The following is a 19,968-nucleotide window of genomic DNA, read 5'->3' on the forward strand; positions in this document are numbered from 1 at the left end:
ACACCGAACACCGAACACCGAACACCGAACACGCCCCGCATCTCAGCCTGCTCCGCGCCCACCCCGGCGAAGCCGGCCCCCAAAACCGTCCCGCGCCGCCTGAAACCTGAAACCTTAAACCTGAAACCTGTTCTCTACTTCACTTCGCCAGCAACCGACCACCCAACTCTCGATCCCGCCGCCCCTGCCGGCCGCCCCCAACCCCCTGAAACTGCTTGACACTCCGCGGCCCGAGGGCTAAGGTGGCGCCAAGTGGGAAATTGTGGGATTTAGTGGTAACCGAGTGCAAACGAGTGTCGAACCGTGTTTTTTGGTGAAACCGCCATCAATCTTGACGCCAAGGGCCGCCTCGCGGTGCCGACGCGCTATCGAGAGGATCTCGAGGCGGAATGCGCCAATCGGTTGGTGCTCACCTACTCGGCTTTCGACGCCGGTTGCCTGTGGCTCTACCCGCACCCGGAGTGGGAGCGCATCCGCGACGAAGTGATGGGTCTTTCCACCTTCAACGCCAGCCACCGCAGCCTGCAGCGGCGGCTGGTGGGCTCGGCCACCCAGCTCGAGCTCGACTCCAACTCCCGAATTCTTCTGCCGGTCACCCTCAGACAAGTGGCCGGGCTGGACAAGCGCGCGGTCTTCATGGGCATGGGCCAGCGCTTTGAAATCTGGAACGAAGACATCCTCAATCAGCGCCGTGCTGCCGAGGAGCGCGAGATCCAGGAGCAGGCCTCGCCAGAAATGGCGCAACTGGTCCTTTAGCCCCATGGCGACGGACCACGAACATGTACCGGTGCTGCAGGGGCCGGCACTGGATGCGTTGAGAATTCGTGCCGATGGCGTGTACGTCGATGGCACATACGGTCGGGGTGGGCACAGCGCGGCCATGCTGGCCCGTCTCGGCGAGGAAGGGCGACTGGTGGTAACAGATCGAGATCCGCAGGCCATTGCCGATGCGCGCGCGAAATACGCCGACGACGGCCGCGTGACGATTCGCCGGGGAAATTTCGCACAGATCGGATCGATCATCGATGAACTCGGCCTGACCGGCCGGGTCGACGGCCTGCTGCTGGATATCGGCGTTTCCTCTCCCCAGCTCGACGACCCCGAACGCGGCTTCAGCTTCCAGCACGACGGTCCGCTGGACATGCGCATGGATCCCGATACCGGGGAATCTGCCGCCGAATGGCTCACCCGCGCCGACGAAGCCGAGATCGCCCGCATCATCAAGGATTACGGTGAAGAGCGCTTCGCGCGCCGAATCGCCCGCGCCATCGTGCGTGAACGCGACGCCACGCCCATCCGGCGCACCGCGCAGCTGGCCGCGATCGTCAGCGCGGCCGTGCCGGGCTCGCCGTCCCCGCGGCACCCGGCCACGCGCACTTTCCAGGCGCTTCGCATCTTCATCAACGATGAGCTCGGTGCGCTCGACCAGGTGCTCGAGGCCGGCATCGAACTGCTCGCGCCGGGCGGGCGCTTTGTCGTCATCAGCTTTCATTCGCTCGAGGACCGGCGGGTCAAGCGCGCCTTCCAGAAGGCCGCCAAGCCGCCGCCCGCGAACCGTCGGCTGCCCACGCTCGAGCCCTTCGTGCCGCGCTTGAAGCTCGTCGGTGGCCTGGTCCAGGCCGACGAGGCGGAGATTCAGCGCAATGCGCGTTCCCGCAGTGCGCGTATGCGCGTGGCCGAGAAGCCGACCGGGGAGGGCGCATGATTCGCTGGCTGCTTCTGCTTTTCCTGACCGCGGCCGTACTGGCCAGCGCCATCGGCGTGGTGGTGCTGCGCCACGAGTCGCGACAGCTGTTCGTGAGCCTGCAGGAGGCCGAGTCCGAGCGTGACGAGGCACGGGTCGAGTGGAGCCGCCTCCAGCTCGAGCAGGCCTGGCTGGGCGATGCCGGCCGGGTCGAGAGCCAGGCGCGCGAGCAGCTGCAGATGGAATCGCCCGAAGACGTTCGAATCCTGGTGACTTCGCCATGACCGACGCGCCGAACAATCGCAGCAACCTGCGCGTATGGATCACCGCCGGCGTCATGCTGCTGGCGGCCGTGACCGTGGTCGCGCGGGCGGTCAACCTGCAGGTCATGGAAACCGAGTTCCTGCAGAGCCAGGGCGAGGCGCGCTACCTGCGCGATGTATCGATCCCGACCGTTCGCGGCAGCATTCTCGACCGCAACGGTGAACCCCTGGCCGTGTCCACGCCGGTCGAGTCGGTGTGGGCACATCCCGGCGAACTGCTGCAGGCGGCCGATCACATTTCCCTGCTGGCCGGCCTGCTCGACGCCGATGCTGACGACATGGAAAGACGACTGACGCAGCGCGCCAATCGCGAGTTCGTGTGGCTGCGTCGCCAGATCAATCCCGATCTCGCCGACAAGATCCGCGAACTCGAGATTCCCGGCGTGTTTCTGCAGCGCGAGTATCGCCGTTTCTACCCCACCGGCGAGGTCAGCGCCCAGGTGCTGGGCTTCACCAATATCGACGACATCGGCCAGGAAGGGCTCGAGCTGGCCTACAACGACTGGCTGCAGGGCCGGCCCGGTGAAAAGCGGGTGATCAAGGACCGCTTCGGCCGGGTGGTGCAGAACGTCGAACTGATCCGCGAGGCCAGCCCCGGTCGCGACCTGCAGCTGACCATCGATCGCCGACTGCAGTACCTGGCCTTTCGCGACCTCAAGACCACCGTGATGGAGTTCGGCGCGCGATCCGGCTCGGTGGTCGTGCTCGACGTCGACTCGGGCGAGATTCTCACCATGGTCAGTTACCCGTCCTACAATCCCAACGCCGCCACGCGCATTCCCTCGGAGGGGCTGAGGAACCGGGCGCTGACCGATGTGCTCGAGCCCGGCTCGGTGATGAAGCCCTTTGCCGTCGCCGCGACCATGGAAGCGGGGCTGGCCCAGCGCGACATGGTGGTCGATACCTCGCCGGGCGTGATCAACGTCTCCGGTCACGATATCCGCGATGTGCGCGACTACGGCGAGCTGACCGTCGAGCAGCTGCTGACCAAGTCTTCCAACGTCGGCGTCGTCGAGCTGGTGCTGTCGATGGACGCCCGCCATCTCTGGAGCATGTACTCGCGTTTCGGCTTCGGTTCGGTTGCGGGTACGGGCTTTCCGGGAGAGTCCGCCGGCGTGCTGCGTGACTACGAGCGCTGGCGCAAGCTCGAGCAGGCGACCCTGGCTTACGGTTACGGCCTGTCGGTGACGCCGCTGCAGCTCGCCCGCGCAATGGGCGCCATCGCCGACGAGGGGCGCCTGCGTCAACCGACCTTCATCGCCGACACCGACAGCTCGACCCATTCGGTGCTCGATCCCAACCTGGCCCGCGAACTGGCCGGCATGCTGGAGACGGTCACCGGACCGGAGGGCACCGGCCAGGAGGCGCGCGTGGAGGGTTATCGCGTGGCCGGCAAGACCGGTACTTCCCGCAAGGCCGCAGCCGGCGGCTACGGCGACCGCTATGTGGCCAGCTTCGCCGGCTTCGCGCCGGTTTCCGACCCCAGGCTGGTGGCCGTGGTCGTGGTCAACGATCCTTCGGGAGAGCAATATTACGGCGGCCAGATCGCCGCACCGCTTTTCTCCGACGTGATGGCCGCCGGCCTGCGCCTGTTCAACGTCCCGCCGGACGACCCGGGCCTGTTGATGGCCCGGGGGGAGGCTCCGCATGAGTGAGCGTTCGATGAGCTTGCGCGAACTGCTCGGCGGACTGGTCGATCCTCCGGCCGCTGACTGGCCGAGGCTGACCGGGCTGTGCCTGGATTCGCGCCGGGTCCGTCCGGGCGAGGCCTTCGTGGCCCTGGCCGGCGGCACGGGCCACGGCATGCGCTTCGTCTACGAGGCGCGCGAGCGCGGTGCCGCCGCGGTCGTGCACGACGGCCGGGCGGCCGCTCCCGAGGATCTGGGCCTGCCCGAACTGGCCGTTCCCGGGCTTCGCGGTCACCTGCCTGAATTGGCCACACGCTTCTGGGGCGAGGCGATCGACGGGCTCGACCTGGTGGCGGTGACCGGCACCAACGGCAAGAGCTCGGTCGCCTGGCTGCTGGCCCAGGCGCTCGACGGCGCGATGCTCGGTACGCTCGGATGCGGCCGTCCCGGGCAGCACCGACCGGGCAACCTGACGACGCCGGATATTTTCAGCGTCTACCGCCAGCTCGCCGAACTCGCCGGGCAGGGTGTTGAACACGTCGTGCTCGAGGCCTCGTCACACGCCCTCGATCAGGGGCGACTCGACGGTCTGTCGTTCTCCAGCACGATATTCACCTCCCTGGGCCACGATCACCTCGACTACCACGGTGACCGCGCGGCCTACGGCGCGGCCAAGGCCCGCCTGTTCACCGACTTTTCGAGCGATCGCCGCTTGATCAATCTCGACGACGAGTTCGGCCAGTCGCTCGCCGCTCGCCTGGGTGCGGCGAATCGGGTGGTCGGCTACTCCCTCGATGCGCATCCCGATGCCCGGGCCAGGGCCCGGTTGCTGTCGGCCGACATGGACGGACTCCACGCCGAGTTCGATCTGGCCGGCGGCCGTTTCGAGGCGCGTTCGCGTCTGGTCGGCCGAATCAATCTCTGGAACCTGCTGATCGTGGCGGCCGAGCTCGCCGAGCGCGGCCGAGAAACGTCGGCCATCGCGCAATGCCTGGCCGCGCTGGAGCCGGTGCCCGGGCGCATGGAGCCGATCGGTCGCGCCGGTTTCCCGCTTGCCATCATCGACTACGCTCACACGCCTGACGCCCTCGAGAACGCCTTGATGAGTGCCCGGGAACTGACCGGGGGCAACCTGTGGTGCGTGTTCGGATGCGGCGGTGACCGCGACCGCGACAAGCGCCCGCGCATGGGCCGCGTCGCCGAACGCCTGGCCGATCGGATCGTGCTCACCGACGACAATCCCCGTCGCGAAGACGGTCTTGCGATCATCCGCGCCATCCAGGCCGGCATGCAGAAACCGCAGCGCACGGTCGTGATTCGCGACCGCGCCAGGGCGATCTCGCACGCGCTCAGGAGCGGGGAAGCCGGCGACATCGTACTGGTGGCCGGCAAGGGGCACGAGGTCGACCAGGTCGTCGGCGACCGGCGCCTGCCTTGCGACGATCATGTCAGCGTGCGCGAAGCGCTGGAGGCGGCGGCATGATGCGCTTCAAGCTCTCGAAGCTGGCCGAGATCGCCGGCGGCCGCGTGATCGGAGACGATGTCGAGGTCCACGGCATGCTGCACGATGCCCGGCGCATCGAAACGGGCAACCTGTTCTGCGCACTGCCCGGCGAACATCACGACGGCCACGCGTTTCTCGACCAGGCACGGGACAACGGCGCTGCCGCCGCGCTGGTCAGCCGCGCCGCCGATCACGCGCTGCCCCGCGTCGTGGTCGACGACGTCCGCGACGCCATGGGGCGCATCGCGCGCGCCTGGCGGGAACAACTGGACGTCGAGGTCGTCGGCATCACCGGCAGCAACGGCAAGACCACGGTCAAGGAAATGGTCGCCGCGATCCTGTCCACGCAGGGGCCGACGCTCGCCACCCAGGGTAACTACAACAACGAGCTGGGCGTGCCCTTGACCCTGGCGCGCCTGGATGCCTCGCACCGTTACGCCGTCGTCGAAATGGGCTGCAACCGCCCCGGCGACATCGACTACCTGGCCTCGATCGCCCGCCCCGACGTGGGCGTGGTCACCAATGCCGGCCCGGCGCACCTTGAGCGGCTCGGCAGCGTTGCCGGCGTGGCGCGCACCAAGGGCGAGATGTTCTCGGCCCTGCCGGCCGACGGCACGGCGGTGATCAACGCCGACGACGAATTCGCGCCGCTGTGGCGCGAGCTGGCCGGCGAGCGGCGCATCATCAGCTTCGGCAGCGACGGCGCGGCCAACGTCTCGGGCGTGCTCTCGCGCGGGACGGCACTAATCAATACCCCGAGCGGCGATTTCTGCTTCGAGCCCGCGCTCCCGGGACGCCACAATTTCCTCAACGCGCTGGCGGCGACCGCGGTTGCGGTGGCGCTGGCGGTACCGCTTGCGGCGGTCGCGCAGGGCTTGTCGGGCATGCGGAGCCTGCCCGGGCGGTTGCAGTCCCATCGCCACGCCGACGGCTGGCAGCTGATCGACGACAGCTACAACGCCAACCCCGCCTCGCTTGCCGCCGCGCTCGATGTGCTTTCCGGGCAGCAAGGCAGCGAGCGCTGGCTGGTGCTCGGCGACATGGCCGAACTCGGGCCGGACGGCCCGCGGCTGCATGCCGAAATGGGGCGGTCGGCGCGCGACGCCGGCGTCGACCGGCTGTACGCCCTGGGTGAGCTGGCGCGCTCGAGCGCGGACGCCTTCGATGGCCCGGCCCGCCATTTCGAATCCCGGGATGCGCTCATGGCGGCGCTTGCCGAAGCCCTCCGTCCGGGCGTGATCTGCCTGGTCAAGGGCTCGCGCTCGATGGGCATGGAGCGCGTCGTCGAGGGCCTGCTCGGGGAGGTGAATCCATGCTGACCTGGCTGCTCGATCACGTGCTCATGGCCGACGTCGCGCTGTTCGGCTACATCACCTTCCGCACCGTCATGGCGGCGCTGACGGCCATGATCGTCTCGCTGATCGTCGGACCGCTGTTCATTCGCCACATGACCGAGCGCCAGATCGGCCAGCCGATTCGCGAGCTCGGCCCGGAGTCGCACCTGACCAAGGCGGGCACGCCGACCATGGGCGGCACGCTGATCCTGATCGCGTTGATCATCTCGACCCTGTTGTGGGCCGACCTGGCCAATCGCTACATCTGGACGGTACTGTTCGTGACCACGGCCTTCGGTGCGATCGGGTTCGTCGACGACTGGCGCAAGCTCAAGTACAAGAACAGCGAAGGCCTGTCGGCGCGCTGGAAGTACGGACTGCAGTCGCTGGCGGCGGTCGTGGTCGCCGTCTTTCTCTATCAGACGGCGGACGTGCCGGCCAACACGCAGCTGTTCCTGCCCTTCCTGAAGGACTTTGCCCTGCCGCTGGGCTGGGGCTTCGTGGTGCTGGCCTATTTCGTCATCGTCGGCTCGTCCAATGCCGTCAACCTTACCGACGGGCTCGACGGACTGGCCATCATGCCGGCGGTGTTCGTGGCCGCCGGGCTGGGCATCTTCGCCTACGCCACCGGGCATACGGTCTTCGCCGACTACCTGGCCATGCCTTATATACCCGGTGTTGGTGAACTGGCCATCTTCTGTGCCGCGCTGGCCGGCGGCGGCCTCGGGTTCCTGTGGTTCAACACCTACCCGGCGCAGGTGTTCATGGGCGATGTCGGCGCCCTGGCCGTGGGGGCCGCCCTGGGCCTGGTCGCCGTGGCGGTGCGCCAGGAAGTCGTGTTCGCGGTCATGGCCGGCATCTTCGTCATCGAGACCCTGTCGGTCATCCTGCAGGTGGCTTCGTTCAAGTTGACCGGAAAGCGCATCTTCCGCATGGCGCCGATTCACCACCACTTCGAGCTCAAGGGCTGGCCCGAGCCGAAGGTCATCGTTCGTTTCTGGATCATCGCCGTCATGCTCGTGCTCGCCGGCCTCGCCACGATGAAGATCCGGTGATCGCCATGGCACAGGTCAGACAGGCATACCGCTCCAGAGATGCCGCGCCCTCGGCGGGGCCGGACCAGATCATCGTTCTGGCCACCCTGGGGCTGCTGGTCGTCGGTGTGATCATGGTCGCCTCGACCTCGATCGCCGTGGCCGAGGGCTACGCCGTTTCGATCTGGCATTTCCTGGTCCGACACATCATCTACGTCGGCATCGGCCTGGCCGCCGCCGCCGTACTGCACCTGGTCGGCACGCGCCTGCTGCAGGGTGTGGCACCCATGGCGTTTCCGCTGGCGGTTCTGATACTGCTCCTGCCGTTCGTTCCGGGAATCGGGCACGAGGTCAACGGCTCGACGCGCTGGATCGACTTCGGCATCGCGCGGTTCCAGGTGGTCGAGGCGGTCAAGCTGATGATGATCGTGTTCGTGGCCGGCTACCTGGCCAAGCGGCCGCAGCTGGGCCAGGCGCGCTTTCTGGAGACGCTCAAGCCCCTGCTGCTCGTCGGCCTCCTGGCCGCGATCCTGCTCAAGCAGCCCGATATGGGCTCGGCGGTGGTTCTGGGTGCGATCGTCGGCGGCATGATCTGGCTCGCCGGCGCGGCCTGGAAGCATTTGTTCGTGCTCGGCCTCAGCAGCGTGCCGCTGATTACCTTCGCCGCGCTGGAGCCCTACCGCCTGCAGCGCGTGATGACATTCGTCGACCCCTGGGCCGATCCGTTCAACAGCGGCTTTCAGCTCACCCAGGCGCTGATCGCCGTCGGTCGCGGTCAGATCGACGGCGTCGGATTGGGCGCGAGCGTGCAGAAGCTCTACTACCTGCCCGAGGCCCACACCGATTTCATCTTTGCCGTGCTGGCCGAGGAGATCGGGCTGATCGGCATCCTGTTCGTTCTGGCCCTGTTCTCCCTCCTGGTCGGTCGGATGTTCCTGATCGGCCTGCAGGCACAGCGACAGGACAGACCGTTTTCGGCCTTCCTGGTCTGGGGGATCGGGCTGTGGATCGGTATGCAGGCGCTGGTCAGCATGGCGGTCAATCTCGGCATGCTGCCGACCAAGGGCCTGACCTTGCCGCTGATCTCCTCCGGCGGCAGCAGCCTCATCATGACCCTGGCCGCCATCGGCGTGGTCCTGCGCGTGCAGTGGGAGCTCAACATGGAGGCGCGCCAGCAGCCGCGCCGACGCCGGGGGTGGCAGGTATGAGCACCACCCGCGTCATGATCATGGCCGCCGGCACCGGTGGGCATATCTTCCCGGGCCTGGCGGTGGCCGAAGTGCTGCGTGACCGCGGTGTCGAGGTCAGCTGGCTGGGCACGCCCGCGGGGCTGGAGAATCGCCTGGTGCCGGCTGCCGGCTTCGAGCTCGAACGCATTGCCATCTCCGGCCTGCGCGGCCGGGGCCTGGTGGGCTGGCTGGCCGCGCCCTGGCGCGTGTTCAAGGCCGTTCTCCAGGCCAGGGCCCTGATTCGCAAACATCGTCCGCACTGCGTGCTGAGCATGGGTGGATACGTAGCCGGTCCCGGCGGGGTCGCCGCCCGGCTCCAGGGCGTTCCGCTGGTCATCCATGAACAGAATGCCGTCGCCGGCTTGACCAACCGCTGGTTGCGACCGCTGGCCCGGCGCGTCATGACGGGCTTCCCCGAAACCTTGCCGCGCGGTGAGCACGTCGGCAACCCGGTGCGGCAGCATATCGCGGCGCTGGCGGAGCCGGATCGGCGCTTCGAACACCGCGACGGACCGCTGTGCCTGCTGGTCGTCGGCGGCAGCCTGGGCGCTCGCGCCTTCTCCCGGGTGATTCCCGACGCGATCTCGCGCCTGCCCGATTCGCGCCGTCCGCGCGTCGTCCACCAGGCCGGTCGTCAGCTCGAGGCAACCCGGAAGGCCTACGAGGAAGCCGGGGTCGAAGGCGAGGTGGTCGAGTTCATCGACGATATGGCTTCAGCCTGGGCCGAAGCCGACGTGGCGGTATGCCGAGCCGGCGCGCTGACCGTCGCCGAGCTCGCTGCAGCGGGCCTGGCTGCCGTGCTGGTGCCCTTTCCGTACGCGGTCGACGATCACCAGTTCGACAACGGTCGCTACCTGGCCGACGGCAAGGCCGCATGGCTGGTGCGCGAGAGCGAGTTCGACGCGCGCTGGCTGGCCGAGCACCTTGCCGCGATGACGCGCGGGCAGTTGCTCGCCATGGCCCGCAATGCACGCGGAATGGCTCGCGATGCCGCCGCCGAAGCGGTCGCGGATGCCTGCCTGGAGGTGGCGGCATGAATACTCGCGCGCAGGCACCGAACCTGATGCACCGCACGCGCCGCATCCACCTGGTCGGCATTGGCGGCGCGGGCATGTGCGGCATCGCCGAGGTCCTGATCAACCTGGGATTCGAGGTCAGCGGTTCCGACCTTCAGCGTTCCACGACCGTGGCGCGCCTGGAACAGCTGGGCGCCGACATTCGCATCGGGCATGCCGAAGCGCATCTCGGTCAAGCCGACGTGGTCGTCGTCTCGGGCGCCGTGCCGGAAGACAACCCCGAAGTGATTGCCGCTCGCAGGCGGCGCATCCCCGTCATTGCCCGGGCCGAGATGCTGGGCGAGTTGATGCGCTTTCGCCAGGGCATTGCCGTGGCCGGAACGCACGGCAAGACCACAACCACCTCGCTCATCGCGACCCTGCTGGCCGAGGGCGGGCTGGATCCGACCTTCATCGTCGGCGGGCTGGTCAACGCCTTCGGAACCGGGGCGCGCCTGGGCGGCGGGCAGTATCTGGTTGCCGAGGCCGACGAATCGGACGGCTCCTTTCTCAAGCTGCAGCCGGTGATCTCGCTGGTGACCAATATCGACCGCGATCACCTCGACGCCTACCAGGGCAGCTTCGACCAGCTGCAGGGTGCGTTCCTGGAGTTTCTCCACCACCTGCCGTTCTTCGGTGTCGCGGTGCTGTGCATCGACGATGCGCACGTCGCCGAGCTGGTGCCGGAGGTCGGCCGGGCGGTCGTCACCTACGGCCTCGACGAGCACGCCGACGTGCGCGCCACGAACGTTCGCCAACAGGGCCGGCACATGCATTTCGACCTGTGGCTGCCGGGTGAAGAGGCCGCCCGTGCGGTCAGCCTGGCCCAGCCCGGGCGGCACAACGTGCTCAACGCGCTCGGGGCCGCGGCGGTGGCTTGCGAAATCGGTATCTCGCCCGAGGCGATCGTGCGCGGTCTCGAGGGCTTCGGCGGCATCGGCCGGCGATTCGCCGAGATCGGCCCGCTCGACGTGGCTGGGCGCCAGGTCCTGGCTTTCGAGGACTACGGTCACCACCCGACCGAACTCGAGGCGGTCATCCAGGCGGCCCGGGACGGTTGGCCGGACCGGCGCCTGCTGCTGTTCTTCCAGCCGCACCGCTACACCCGCACCCGCGACCAGTTCGATGACTTCGCGCGCGTGCTTTCCAGCGCCGATTCCCTGGTGCTGGCCGATCTCTACCCGGCCGGGGAAGCCGCGCTGGCGGGAATCGATTCGGACGCGCTGGCGCGGGCCGTCGGTCGCCGGCGGGAGCTGCCCGTCACGCGCGTCGGCGCGGTGGACGAGGCGGTTGACGTCCTGCCCGATCTGGTCGCCGACGGCGATCTGCTGCTGGTCATGGGCGCCGGCGATGTCGGCCGGCTGGGTGCATTGTTGAAAGCACGCTACGCGGAGGAGGCGGCATGAACCTCGGCGACCCACGCCAATTCGGCCAGGTGGCCCTGGTCGTCGGCGGCGAAAGCGGCGAGCGCGAAGTCTCGCTCCGGGGCGGGCGTGCCGTCGCGGCGGCGATGGAAACGCTCGGCATCCAGTTCAGCGTGGTCGATGGCGCGCGCCGCCTGCTCGAGCACGTCGCCGCCGGCCACTACGACCGCGTGTTCAACCTCCTGCATGGGCGCGGCGGCGAGGACGGCACCCTGCAGGGTGCGCTGAGCATCTACGGCGTGCCGGTCACCGGCTCGGGCGTGCTCGCCTCGGCCCTGACCATGGACAAGTTGCAGAGCAAGCGGATCCTGACCGCCTGCGGCCTGCCGACCCCGGAGTGGGCGGTGGCCCGCAAGGCCGAAGACGCGGAGCGCATTCTCCAGGCCCTGGCGCCGCCGCTGTTCGTCAAGCCGGCGCGCGAGGGCTCGAGCCTGGGCATGAGCCGGGTGAGCGAAGCGGTGCAGCTGGCACCCGCTCTCGAAAAGGCCCTGTCGCACGATTCGACGGTGCTGGTCGAGCGCATGATCGAGGGGCGCGAGTACACCGCGGCCATCCTCGGCGAGCGGGTGTTGCCGCTGATCCGGCTCGAGACCCCGCGCGAGTTCTACGACTACGAAGCGAAATACGAATCCGGCGACACGCTGTATCGCTGCCCCTGCGGTCTGGACGCGGCCGGCGAGTCGCGCCTGGCCGACCTGTGCCTGGACGCCTTCCGGGTGCTCGGCACCTCGGGCTGGGGCCGGGTGGATTTGATGATGGATAACGACGGGCAGCCCTGGCTGCTGGAGGTGAACACGACACCGGGCATGACCGATCACTCGCTCATGCCGATGGCCGCGAAAGCGGCGGGAATCGAATTCGAGGAACTGGTATGGCGGATTCTGGAAACCAGCCTGAACGCGCAGTGAGGCCGGCCTGGCTGGCCAGCGCGGTCCTCGCCGGCCTGGCGTTGCTGCTCGCGCTGTGGCTGCGTTCCGGGCTGATCGGCAGCGAACAGTGGCCGATTCGCTGGCTGGATGTGGCCGGTGAGCTCGAGCGCACCAGCGCCAGCCAGGTCAGGGGCGCGGTCGCCGACGAGGCTTCACAGGGCTTCTTCGCCGCCGATCTCGAGGACTTGCGCGCCCGGGTCGAGGCCTTGCCCTGGGTCGCGCGCGCCGAGGTCAGCCGGGAATGGCCGGATGCCCTGCTGATCGAGATCGCCGAGCACCGTCCGGTGGCGCGCTGGAACGAGGATCGCTTGTTCAGCGATCGCGGCGAGGTCTTCAGCGTCAGCGGTAGCGAGGGCATGCAGGGCCTGGCGAAGCTTCGCGGGCCGGAGTCGCGCGACGACGACGTGCTCGAGCGCTGGCAGGCGATGCGCCGCCGGCTGGGTAGTGTCGGGCGTGACGTGGCTGAGTTGAGCGTCGACGAACGCGGGGCCTGGGTCGTCGTTCTCGACAACGACGTCACGCTGGTGCTCGGACGCGAGCAGGTCGATCAGCGCCTGGATCGCTACATCAGCGCACAGGCGGCCCTGGCCGAGCTGGAACGGCCGGTCCGGCGCATCGACATGCGCTACACCAACGGCCTGGCGGTGCGCTGGGCCGAGACGCCGAACGACAACGAAACGGACAAGGGAGAACAGGCGAGCCATGGCTAAACGACCGGAAAAATCGTTGGTCGTCGGACTCGATATCGGCACCAGCAAGATCGTCGCCATCGTCGGCGAAGTGCAGTCGGACGGGCAGGTCGAGGTGGTCAGCCTCGGCTCGCATCCGTCGCGCGGCCTCAAGCGCGGCGTGGTGGTCGACATCGAGTCGACCGAACAGTCGATCCAGCGTGCCATCGAGGAGGCCGAGCTGATGGCCGATTGCCAGATCCACTCGGTTTTCGCCGGCATCGCCGGCAGCCACATCAGCTCGCTGAATTCGCACGGCGCCGTGGCCATCCGCGACAAGGAAGTCACCGACGGCGACGTCGAGCGCGTGCTCGAGTCGGCCCGGGCGGTGGCCATTCCGGCCGATCAGCGCATCCTGCACGTGCTGCCGCAGGAGTACGTCATCGACTCGACCGACGGCATCCGCCAGCCGGTGGGCATGTCGGGCGTGCGCCTCGAGGCCCGCGTGCACCTGGTGACCGCCGCGGTGAGTGCCGTGCAGAACGTCACCAAGTGCGTGGCGCGCTGCGGGCTGCAGGTCGACGACCTGATCCTGCAGCAACTGGCTTCGAGCTACGCCGTGCTCAGCGAAGACGAAAAGGACCTCGGGATCGGCCTGGTCGACATCGGCGCGGGCACCACCGACATCGCCGTGTTCACCGAGGGCGCGATCCGCTATACCGCCTGCATCCCGATTGCCGGCGACCTGGTGACCAACGACATCGCCGTGGCCCTGCGCACGCCGACGGTGCACGCCGAGGAAATCAAGATCAAGTACGCCTGCGCGCTCGAGCAGATGGCCAGTTCCGACGAGACCATCCAGGTGCCGAGCGTCGGCGACCGGCCGCCACGGCGGCTCGAGCGCCAGACCCTGGCGCAGGTAGTCGAGGCGCGCTATCGCGAGCTGTTTCATCACGTCCACAAGCAGCTGCGGCAGTCCGGTTTCGAATCGAGGATTCCGGCCGGCCTGGTGCTGACCGGCGGCGGCTCGAAGATGGAGGGCGTGGTCGAACTGGCCGAGGAGATCCTGCACATGCCGGTGCGCCTGGGCGCACCCCAGCACGTCACGGGCTTGTCGGAAGTGGTCAACAACCAGATCCACTCCACCGGAGTGGGCTTGCTGATCTACGGCAGCCGTATGGACACACCCCGACGCACCGGACTGGCGCGTGGCGGCGAGAGCCTCTGGAACCGGATCAAGAACTGGTTCCAGGGAGAGTTTTGAGATGGAACCAGCGGTTCCAACGAGTGTATGCCCGAACTCGATGTACCTCGGGCAAGGCATGGGAGCGGCACAAAGCGTCCAGCAAGAAGACGCGTGCCGTCATCCCTTTGAAGAAGTATTCCGGAATGACCGGATTTTGTTGATCGACATGGCGAGCGAAAGGAGAAACCGACATGCCTTTTGAACTGATCGAAAACTACACACCCGGAGCGACCATCAAGGTCGTCGGGATCGGCGGAGGCGGCGGCAACGCTGTCAACCAGATGGTCGAGCAGGCCATCGAGGGCGTCGAATTCATCTGCGTCAACACCGACTCGCAGGCCTTGCGCAATTTTGCGGGCAAGACCACCCTGCAGATCGGCTCTGGCGTGACCAAGGGCCTGGGCGCCGGTGCCAACCCCGAAGTGGGGCGCCAGTCGGCGCTGGAGGACCGCGACCGCATCAGCGAGATGCTCGAAGGCTGCGATATGGTCTTCATCACCGCCGGCATGGGCGGCGGGACCGGGACGGGTGCCGCACCCGTGGTCGCGCAGACCGCCAAGGAGATGGGCATTCTCACGGTGGCCGTGGTCACCAAGCCCTTCCCCTTCGAGGGCCAGCGTCGTGGCGCCGTGGCCCAGCAGGGTATCGACGAGCTGTCGCACCACGTCGACTCCCTGATCACCATTCCCAACGGCAAGCTGCTGAGCGTGCTGGGCGCGGAAATCACCCTGCTCGACGCGTTCAAGTCGGCCAACCAGGTGCTTTCCGGTGCCGTTCAGGGCATCGCCGAACTGATCACCCGGCCGGGGCTGATCAACGTCGACTTCGCCGACGTGCGCACGGTGATGAGCGAAATGGGCATGGCGATGATGGGTGCCGGTACGGCCAAGGGCGAGGATCGTGCCCTGATGGCGGCTCAGTCAGCCATCGGATCGCCGTTGCTCGAAGACGTCGACCTCAACGGAGCCTGCGGCATCCTGGTCAACGTCACCGCCGGCATGAACCTGAGCATGAAGGAGTTCGAGGAGGTGGGCACCACCGTTGCCGACCTCGCCAGCGAGGATGCCACCGTGGTCATCGGCACGGTTATCGACCCGGACATGAACGACGAACTGCGCGTGACTGTTGTGGCCACGGGCCTGGGATCGCAGCGCCCAAAGCGCCAGGAGCGGCCGATGCAAGTCGTCCGCACCGGAACCGATAACCGACCCGCCTTCCGCGCCAACGAGGACGACGAGCCGGGCGGTGCCGCCGAAGGCCGGGCAGAGGACGGCCGGCCGGGTGAAAGCCGCAAGCTGTTCGGAGAGCAGAAGGAGATGGACTACCTGGACATCCCGGCTTTCCTGCGCAACCAGGCGGACTGAAGAGGCGGAAGGGAGCTTCAGCCGACTGTGCCGGTCGGAAATGCAACCGTCGGCACGGGCGTTCGACTCGCCACGAACGCCCGTGCCGACCGGTTTTTGACCGCCGCATGACTGCCGCTGTGGTTTTTCGGCAACATCTGTGGCGGATTTCACGAAAAATTGCTTTTTTGCTACAGTTGCCTGTGCTATGCTCCGCGGCGTCTACCAGCAATCGGTCAACGTAGTGATCCGCCAAAGAACACTCAAGAATGTTATCCGCGCCACGGGCGTAGGCCTGCACACCGGGGAAAAAGTCCTGATGACGCTGCGCCCTGCGCCGGCCAACAGCGGGATCGTTTTCCGCCGCGTCGACCTCGATCCGGTCGCCGAAATCAAGGCTGACCCGCACCTGGTTCGCGACACCGCCCTGTCGACCACCCTGGTCAACGACAACGGCGTGCGCGTGGCCACGATCGAACACCTGATGTCGGCCCTGGCCGGCCTGGGCATCGACAATCTCTATATCGATCTCAGCGCCGCCGAAGTGCCGATCATGGACGGCAGCGCCGGCCCCTTTGCCTTCCTGATCCAGTCGGCCGGCATCGCCGAGCAGAACGCGGCCAAGCGCTTCATTCGCCTGAAGAAGACCGTCGAGGTGCGCGACGAGGATCGCTGGGCGCGCTTCGAGCCGCACGAGGGATTCCGCGTCAACTTCACCATCGAGTTCGACCATCCGGTGATCCGCTCGCATTCCTGCAAGGCCGACGTCGAGTTTTCCACCACCTCCTACCTCAAGGAAGTGGCGCGGGCGCGCACCTTCGGGTTCATGCGCGATATCGAGTATCTGCGCCAGCGCAACCTGGTGCTCGGCGGCAGCCTCGACAACGCCGTGGTGCTCGACGACTACCGGGTGCTCAACGAGAACGGCCTGCGCTACGAGGACGAGTTCGTCAAGCACAAGGTACTCGACGCCATCGGTGACCTGTACCTGCTCAACCGCAACCCCATCGGCGCCTTCTTCGGCCACAAGTCGGGCCACGAGCTCAACAACCAGCTCGTGCGCCAGGTGCTCGCCGACCAGGAAGCCTGGGAAGAGGTGACCTTCGAAGACGACGAAACGGCGCCGATTTCCTATGTTCAGCCGGCGCAAGCGGTCTGAGGGGTTTCGGCTGTAAGCTAGATCGTGAAGCGGGCGCTGCGGCGCCCGTTTTTGTTTGGGGCGCCGGAATGACCAATTTTCAAGCACCAAGGACCAAACAAACTCCGAATGTTCGATGACCAATGCTACAAACAGGAGGCGCCGCCCCGGCGGCTCGTGCTTCGGTCATTTGATCATTGAGAATTGGTCCTTGTTTGAAAATTGGAATTTGGTCATTGGTCATTTAGCGGATCCCGGGAACTACAATCACCCGCGTCCCCTCCAGCCTCTCGTCGAGCTGGCGATTGGCTTCCCGCAGCAGATCATCGGCCATCAGGCGGGCGCGGCTGGCCCAGGCGGGGCTGGTGGCGGCCAGCACCAGGGTCTTGCCCTCGATGCAGGCCAGCCCGATGTGCTCGCGCATGCTCCCGGGCAGGACCTGGCGCAGGCTGGCGTCGAGCTGGTCGAGCGCGCGGGCGGTGGCCAGCAGGCGCCCCAGCCCGTCGTGTTTCGACGAGATCTCCGTGATCGGGCGCTCGGATCGGTGCCTGCTTGCTGCCATCGGATGCCCTCGAGCCGAAAGCCTGCAGTTTAACCCCCCGGGCGGCTACAATGGCAGGCTGTGCTTGCACCCATGCGGTGCCGACCCCAAGTAAATTCACTTCGGGAAGAACCACTTCTTCAAGACGACGGACAATTCATGCTCAAATCCCTGATCACCAAGGTGGTGGGCAGCCGCAACGAGCGGCTGGTCAAGGCCCTCTACAAGGATGTCGAGGCGATCAATGCCCTCGAGCCGGAATTCCAGAAGCTCAGCGACGCCGAGCTCAAGGCCAAAACCGCCGAGTTTCGCCAGCGCCACGAGCAGGGCGAAAGCCTGAAGCAGTTGCTGCCGGAGGCCTTTGCCGCGGTTCGCGAGGCCTCCGTGCGCACGCTCGGCATGCGGCACTTCGATGTGCAGCTGATCGGCGGCATGGTGCTCCATCAGGGCAAGATCGCCGAGATGAAGACGGGCGAGGGCAAGACCCTGGTGGCCACCCTGGCGGTCTATCTCAATGCCATCCCCGACCGGGGCGTGCACGTGGTGACCGTCAACGACTACCTGGCCGCTCGCGATGCCGACTGGATGCGGCCGATCTACTCGGCCCTGGACCTGACCGTTGGCGTTTCGGTGCCCGGCATGAGCCCGGATGCCAAGCGCGAAGCCTATAACGCCGATGTCACCTACGGCACCAACAACGAGTTCGGTTTCGACTACCTGCGCGACAACATGGCCTTCTCGCTCGAGCAGCGCGTCCAGCGCGGCCGGCACTTCGCCATCGTTGACGAGGTCGACTCCATTCTGATCGACGAGGCGCGTACGCCGCTGATCATCTCCGGGCCCACCGACGAGGGGCCGGACATCTACGTGAAGATGAACCGGATCGTGCCGGCGCTCGAACCGCAGCAGGAAGAAGACGGGCCGGGCGATTTTTCCATCGACGAGAAGACCAAGCAGGTCTACCTGACCGAAGACGGCATGGCCAAGGTCGAGGGCCTGCTGGCGGATGCCGGCATGATCGAGTCGGGCGCGAGCCTTTACGACTCGGTCAACCTTGGACTGATGCACACGCTCAATGCCTCGCTGCGCGCCCACCACCTGTTCCACAAGGACACCGACTACATCGTGCGCGACGGTGAAGTGATCATCGTCGACGAGTTCACCGGCCGCACGCTCCAGGGACGGCGTTGGTCCGAGGGACTGCACCAGGCCGTCGAAGCCAAGGAAGGCGTGCCGATCCAGCGCGAGAACCAGACCCTGGCCTCGATCACCTTCCAGAACTTCTTCCGGCTCTACGACAAGCTTTCGGGCATGACCGGCACGGCCGACACCGAGGCCTACGAGCTTCAGTCGATCTACGGCCTGGAGGTGGTGGTCATTCCCACCCACAAGCCGATGGTCCGCATCGACCACGCCGACCTGGTTTTCCTGACCAAGCAGGAAAAGTTCGACGCCATCGTGGCGGATATCAAGGAGCGCGTGGCCAACGGCCAGCCCGTGCTGGTGGGCACGACGTCGATCGAGAACTCCGAGCTGATCTCCAGGGAGCTCAAGAAATCCGGCATCGACCACGAGGTGCTCAACGCCAAGCAGCACGAGCGCGAGGCGCACATCATCGAGCAGGCCGGTCAGCCCGGCGCGGTCACCATCGCCACCAACATGGCCGGCCGCGGCACCGATATTGTTCTGGGCGGCAACCTCGAGGCCGAGCTGCGCGACCTGGGTGAGGACGCCAGCGAGGATCAGCGTCGCAAAGTCAGGGAAGACTGGCAGGCCCGTCACGATCGGGTGATCGAAGCCGGCGGCCTGCACATCATCGGTACCGAGCGGCACGAGTCGCGGCGTATCGACAATCAGCTCCGCGGGCGCTCAGGCCGCCAGGGTGATCCGGGGTCGACCCGTTTCTACCTCTCGCTGGACGACAATCTCATGCGCATTTTCGCTTCCGAGCGCATGGGCAACATGATGCAGAAGCTGGGTATGCGCGACGGCGAGTCGATCGAGCATCCCTGGGTCAACCGCGCCATCGAGAATGCCCAGCGCAAGGTCGAGGCGCACAACTTCGACATGCGAAAGCACCTGCTCGAGTACGACGACGTGGCCAACGACCAGCGCCGCGTCATCTACTCGCAGCGCAACGAGCTGATGGAAGCCGACGATATCGGCGAGACCATCGAAGCCATCCGCGAGGAGGTGTTCGATCGGCTCATCAGCCAGTTCGTGCCGCCGGGTTCCATCGACGAGATGTGGGACACCGAGGGACTCGAACGCGCCCTCGCGGGCGAGTTCGGCATCGAGGTGCCGATCCAGCGCTGGCTCGAGGAGGACGAGGACCTGGCCGAGGAAGGCCTGCGCAAGCGGGTCTTGGAAACTGTTGAAGCGCACTACCAGGCCAAGGAAGACATGGTCGGCTCCTCGGTCATGCGCCAGTTCGAGAAGGCCCTGATGCTGTCGATTCTCGACCAGCAGTGGAAGGAGCACCTCGCCAGCATGGACTACCTGCGCCGCAGCGTCAGTCTGCGCAGTTTTGCCCAGAAGAAGCCGCAGCAGGAGTACAAGCGCGAAGGCTTCGAGATGTTCACCGAGATGCTCGACAACATGAAGCACGAGGTGATGAAGGGCCTGGCACGCGTGCGCGTGCGGAGCGAGGATGACGTCGAGGCCGTCGATCAGCAGCGCAAGCGCGAGGCGCCGATGCAGTTCCAGCACGCCGAGGCGCAGTCTGCGACCGCCGGCAACGCGCCCGCCGGGGGGCAGCAGCAGGCCGGTGCGGACGAAAAGCCCGACACGTTCGTGCGCGAAGGCCGCAAGGTCGGTCGCAACGAACCCTGTCCCTGCGGATCGGGCAAGAAGTACAAGCAGTGCCACGGCAGGCTGGGATAGGGCAG

The 19,968-nt window shown here is 66.8% G+C and carries 17 protein-coding genes; 16 read left to right on the forward strand and 1 reads right to left on the reverse strand.

Annotation, left to right across the window (positions count from 1 at the left end; translation table 11 throughout):
* Window positions 1-303: 303 nt before the first annotated feature.
* From mraZ to lpxC, 15 genes are all read left to right on the forward strand, one after another.
* Window positions 304-756: a division/cell wall cluster transcriptional repressor MraZ gene (gene mraZ / locus ACDC67_RS00060; protein WP_376689794.1), complete on the forward strand. Its 453-nt coding sequence runs from the start codon at window positions 304-306 to the stop codon at window positions 754-756.
* A 4-nt stretch (window positions 757-760) separates the two neighbouring features.
* Window positions 761-1,705, forward strand: coding sequence for a 16S rRNA (cytosine(1402)-N(4))-methyltransferase RsmH (rsmH, locus tag ACDC67_RS00065; RefSeq protein ID WP_376689795.1), 945 nt, complete (start codon window positions 761-763; stop codon window positions 1,703-1,705).
* Window positions 1,702-1,968, forward strand: coding sequence for a cell division protein FtsL (gene ftsL / locus ACDC67_RS00070; RefSeq protein ID WP_376689796.1), 267 nt, complete (start codon window positions 1,702-1,704; stop codon window positions 1,966-1,968). The genes rsmH and ftsL overlap by 4 nt, the downstream gene beginning before the upstream one ends.
* Window positions 1,965-3,662, forward strand: a complete 1,698-nt coding sequence (locus ACDC67_RS00075; RefSeq protein WP_376689797.1) for a peptidoglycan D,D-transpeptidase FtsI family protein — start codon at window positions 1,965-1,967, stop codon at window positions 3,660-3,662. The genes ftsL and ACDC67_RS00075 overlap by 4 nt, the downstream gene beginning before the upstream one ends.
* Window positions 3,655-5,118 carry a UDP-N-acetylmuramoyl-L-alanyl-D-glutamate--2,6-diaminopimelate ligase gene (locus ACDC67_RS00080; RefSeq protein WP_376689798.1) on the forward strand — a complete coding sequence of 488 codons (1,464 nt, stop codon included), beginning with the start codon at window positions 3,655-3,657 and terminating at the stop codon, window positions 5,116-5,118. The genes ACDC67_RS00075 and ACDC67_RS00080 overlap by 8 nt, the downstream gene beginning before the upstream one ends.
* On the forward strand, window positions 5,115-6,458 hold the full coding sequence (locus ACDC67_RS00085; protein ID WP_376689799.1) for a UDP-N-acetylmuramoyl-tripeptide--D-alanyl-D-alanine ligase: 1,344 nt from the start codon (window positions 5,115-5,117) through the stop codon (window positions 6,456-6,458). The genes ACDC67_RS00080 and ACDC67_RS00085 overlap by 4 nt, the downstream gene beginning before the upstream one ends.
* Window positions 6,452-7,528, forward strand: a complete 1,077-nt coding sequence (gene mraY / locus ACDC67_RS00090) for a phospho-N-acetylmuramoyl-pentapeptide-transferase (protein ID WP_376689800.1) — start codon at window positions 6,452-6,454, stop codon at window positions 7,526-7,528. The genes ACDC67_RS00085 and mraY overlap by 7 nt, the downstream gene beginning before the upstream one ends.
* Window positions 7,529-7,533: 5 nt before the next feature.
* On the forward strand, window positions 7,534-8,715 hold the full coding sequence (ftsW, locus tag ACDC67_RS00095) for a putative lipid II flippase FtsW (RefSeq protein WP_376689802.1): 1,182 nt from the start codon (window positions 7,534-7,536) through the stop codon (window positions 8,713-8,715).
* Complete coding sequence (gene murG / locus ACDC67_RS00100) at window positions 8,712-9,773, forward strand: undecaprenyldiphospho-muramoylpentapeptide beta-N-acetylglucosaminyltransferase (RefSeq protein WP_376689803.1); 1,062 nt, start codon at window positions 8,712-8,714, stop codon at window positions 9,771-9,773. Before ftsW ends, murG begins: the two co-directional genes overlap by 4 nt.
* On the forward strand, window positions 9,770-11,197 hold the full coding sequence (gene murC, locus ACDC67_RS00105; protein WP_376689804.1) for a UDP-N-acetylmuramate--L-alanine ligase: 1,428 nt from the start codon (window positions 9,770-9,772) through the stop codon (window positions 11,195-11,197). The genes murG and murC overlap by 4 nt, the downstream gene beginning before the upstream one ends.
* Window positions 11,194-12,123, forward strand: a complete 930-nt coding sequence (locus ACDC67_RS00110) for a D-alanine--D-alanine ligase (RefSeq protein WP_376689805.1) — start codon at window positions 11,194-11,196, stop codon at window positions 12,121-12,123. Before murC ends, ACDC67_RS00110 begins: the two co-directional genes overlap by 4 nt.
* Window positions 12,120-12,854 carry a cell division protein FtsQ/DivIB gene (locus ACDC67_RS00115; protein WP_376689806.1) on the forward strand — a complete coding sequence of 245 codons (735 nt, stop codon included), beginning with the start codon at window positions 12,120-12,122 and terminating at the stop codon, window positions 12,852-12,854. The genes ACDC67_RS00110 and ACDC67_RS00115 overlap by 4 nt, the downstream gene beginning before the upstream one ends.
* Window positions 12,847-14,076 (forward strand): cell division protein FtsA, encoded by a 1,230-nt coding sequence (ftsA, locus tag ACDC67_RS00120; protein ID WP_376689807.1) that lies wholly within the window; start codon window positions 12,847-12,849, stop codon window positions 14,074-14,076. The genes ACDC67_RS00115 and ftsA overlap by 8 nt, the downstream gene beginning before the upstream one ends.
* Before the next feature lie 173 nt (window positions 14,077-14,249).
* Window positions 14,250-15,422, forward strand: a complete 1,173-nt coding sequence (gene ftsZ / locus ACDC67_RS00125; protein WP_376689808.1) for a cell division protein FtsZ — start codon at window positions 14,250-14,252, stop codon at window positions 15,420-15,422.
* 223 nt (window positions 15,423-15,645) lie between these two features.
* Window positions 15,646-16,560 carry a UDP-3-O-acyl-N-acetylglucosamine deacetylase gene (gene lpxC / locus ACDC67_RS00130; protein ID WP_376689809.1) on the forward strand — a complete coding sequence of 305 codons (915 nt, stop codon included), beginning with the start codon at window positions 15,646-15,648 and terminating at the stop codon, window positions 16,558-16,560.
* A 223-nt stretch (window positions 16,561-16,783) separates the two neighbouring features.
* Here lpxC and ACDC67_RS00135 read toward each other — a convergent pair whose 3' ends face one another.
* Window positions 16,784-17,101: a DciA family protein gene (locus tag ACDC67_RS00135; protein ID WP_376689810.1), complete on the reverse strand. Its 318-nt coding sequence runs from the start codon at window positions 17,099-17,101 to the stop codon at window positions 16,784-16,786.
* Between the two features lie 138 nt (window positions 17,102-17,239).
* Here ACDC67_RS00135 and secA point away from each other — a divergent pair, with 138 nt between their 5' ends.
* Window positions 17,240-19,963, forward strand: coding sequence for a preprotein translocase subunit SecA (gene secA / locus ACDC67_RS00140; RefSeq protein ID WP_376689811.1), 2,724 nt, complete (start codon window positions 17,240-17,242; stop codon window positions 19,961-19,963).
* The last annotated feature ends 5 nt before the right edge of the window (window positions 19,964-19,968 follow it).

The sequence above is a fragment of the Wenzhouxiangella indolica genome (assembly GCF_042310355.1).
GTDB lineage: Bacteria > Pseudomonadota > Gammaproteobacteria > Xanthomonadales > Wenzhouxiangellaceae > Wenzhouxiangella.

What these genes read in the sequence shown, in the direction of transcription:
- rsmH (WP_376689795.1), top strand. Translation starts at nt 761, where the DNA reads ATGGCGACGGACCACGAACATGTACCGGTGCTGCAGGGGCCGGCACTG.
- ftsL (WP_376689796.1), top strand. Translation starts at nt 1,702, where the DNA reads ATGATTCGCTGGCTGCTTCTGCTTTTCCTGACCGCGGCCGTACTGGCC.
- ACDC67_RS00075 (WP_376689797.1), top strand. Translation starts at nt 1,965, where the DNA reads ATGACCGACGCGCCGAACAATCGCAGCAACCTGCGCGTATGGATCACC.
- ACDC67_RS00080 (WP_376689798.1), top strand. Translation starts at nt 3,655, where the DNA reads ATGAGTGAGCGTTCGATGAGCTTGCGCGAACTGCTCGGCGGACTGGTC.
- ACDC67_RS00085 (WP_376689799.1), top strand. Translation starts at nt 5,115, where the DNA reads ATGATGCGCTTCAAGCTCTCGAAGCTGGCCGAGATCGCCGGCGGCCGC.
- mraY (WP_376689800.1), top strand. Translation starts at nt 6,452, where the DNA reads ATGCTGACCTGGCTGCTCGATCACGTGCTCATGGCCGACGTCGCGCTG.
- ftsW (WP_376689802.1), top strand. Translation starts at nt 7,534, where the DNA reads ATGGCACAGGTCAGACAGGCATACCGCTCCAGAGATGCCGCGCCCTCG.
- murG (WP_376689803.1), top strand. Translation starts at nt 8,712, where the DNA reads ATGAGCACCACCCGCGTCATGATCATGGCCGCCGGCACCGGTGGGCAT.
- murC (WP_376689804.1), top strand. Translation starts at nt 9,770, where the DNA reads ATGAATACTCGCGCGCAGGCACCGAACCTGATGCACCGCACGCGCCGC.
- ACDC67_RS00110 (WP_376689805.1), top strand. Translation starts at nt 11,194, where the DNA reads ATGAACCTCGGCGACCCACGCCAATTCGGCCAGGTGGCCCTGGTCGTC.
- ftsA (WP_376689807.1), top strand. Translation starts at nt 12,847, where the DNA reads ATGGCTAAACGACCGGAAAAATCGTTGGTCGTCGGACTCGATATCGGC.
- ftsZ (WP_376689808.1), top strand. Translation starts at nt 14,250, where the DNA reads ATGCCTTTTGAACTGATCGAAAACTACACACCCGGAGCGACCATCAAG.
- ACDC67_RS00135 (WP_376689810.1), bottom strand. Translation starts at nt 17,101, where the DNA reads ATGGCAGCAAGCAGGCACCGATCCGAGCGCCCGATCACGGAGATCTCG.
- secA (WP_376689811.1), top strand. Translation starts at nt 17,240, where the DNA reads ATGCTCAAATCCCTGATCACCAAGGTGGTGGGCAGCCGCAACGAGCGG.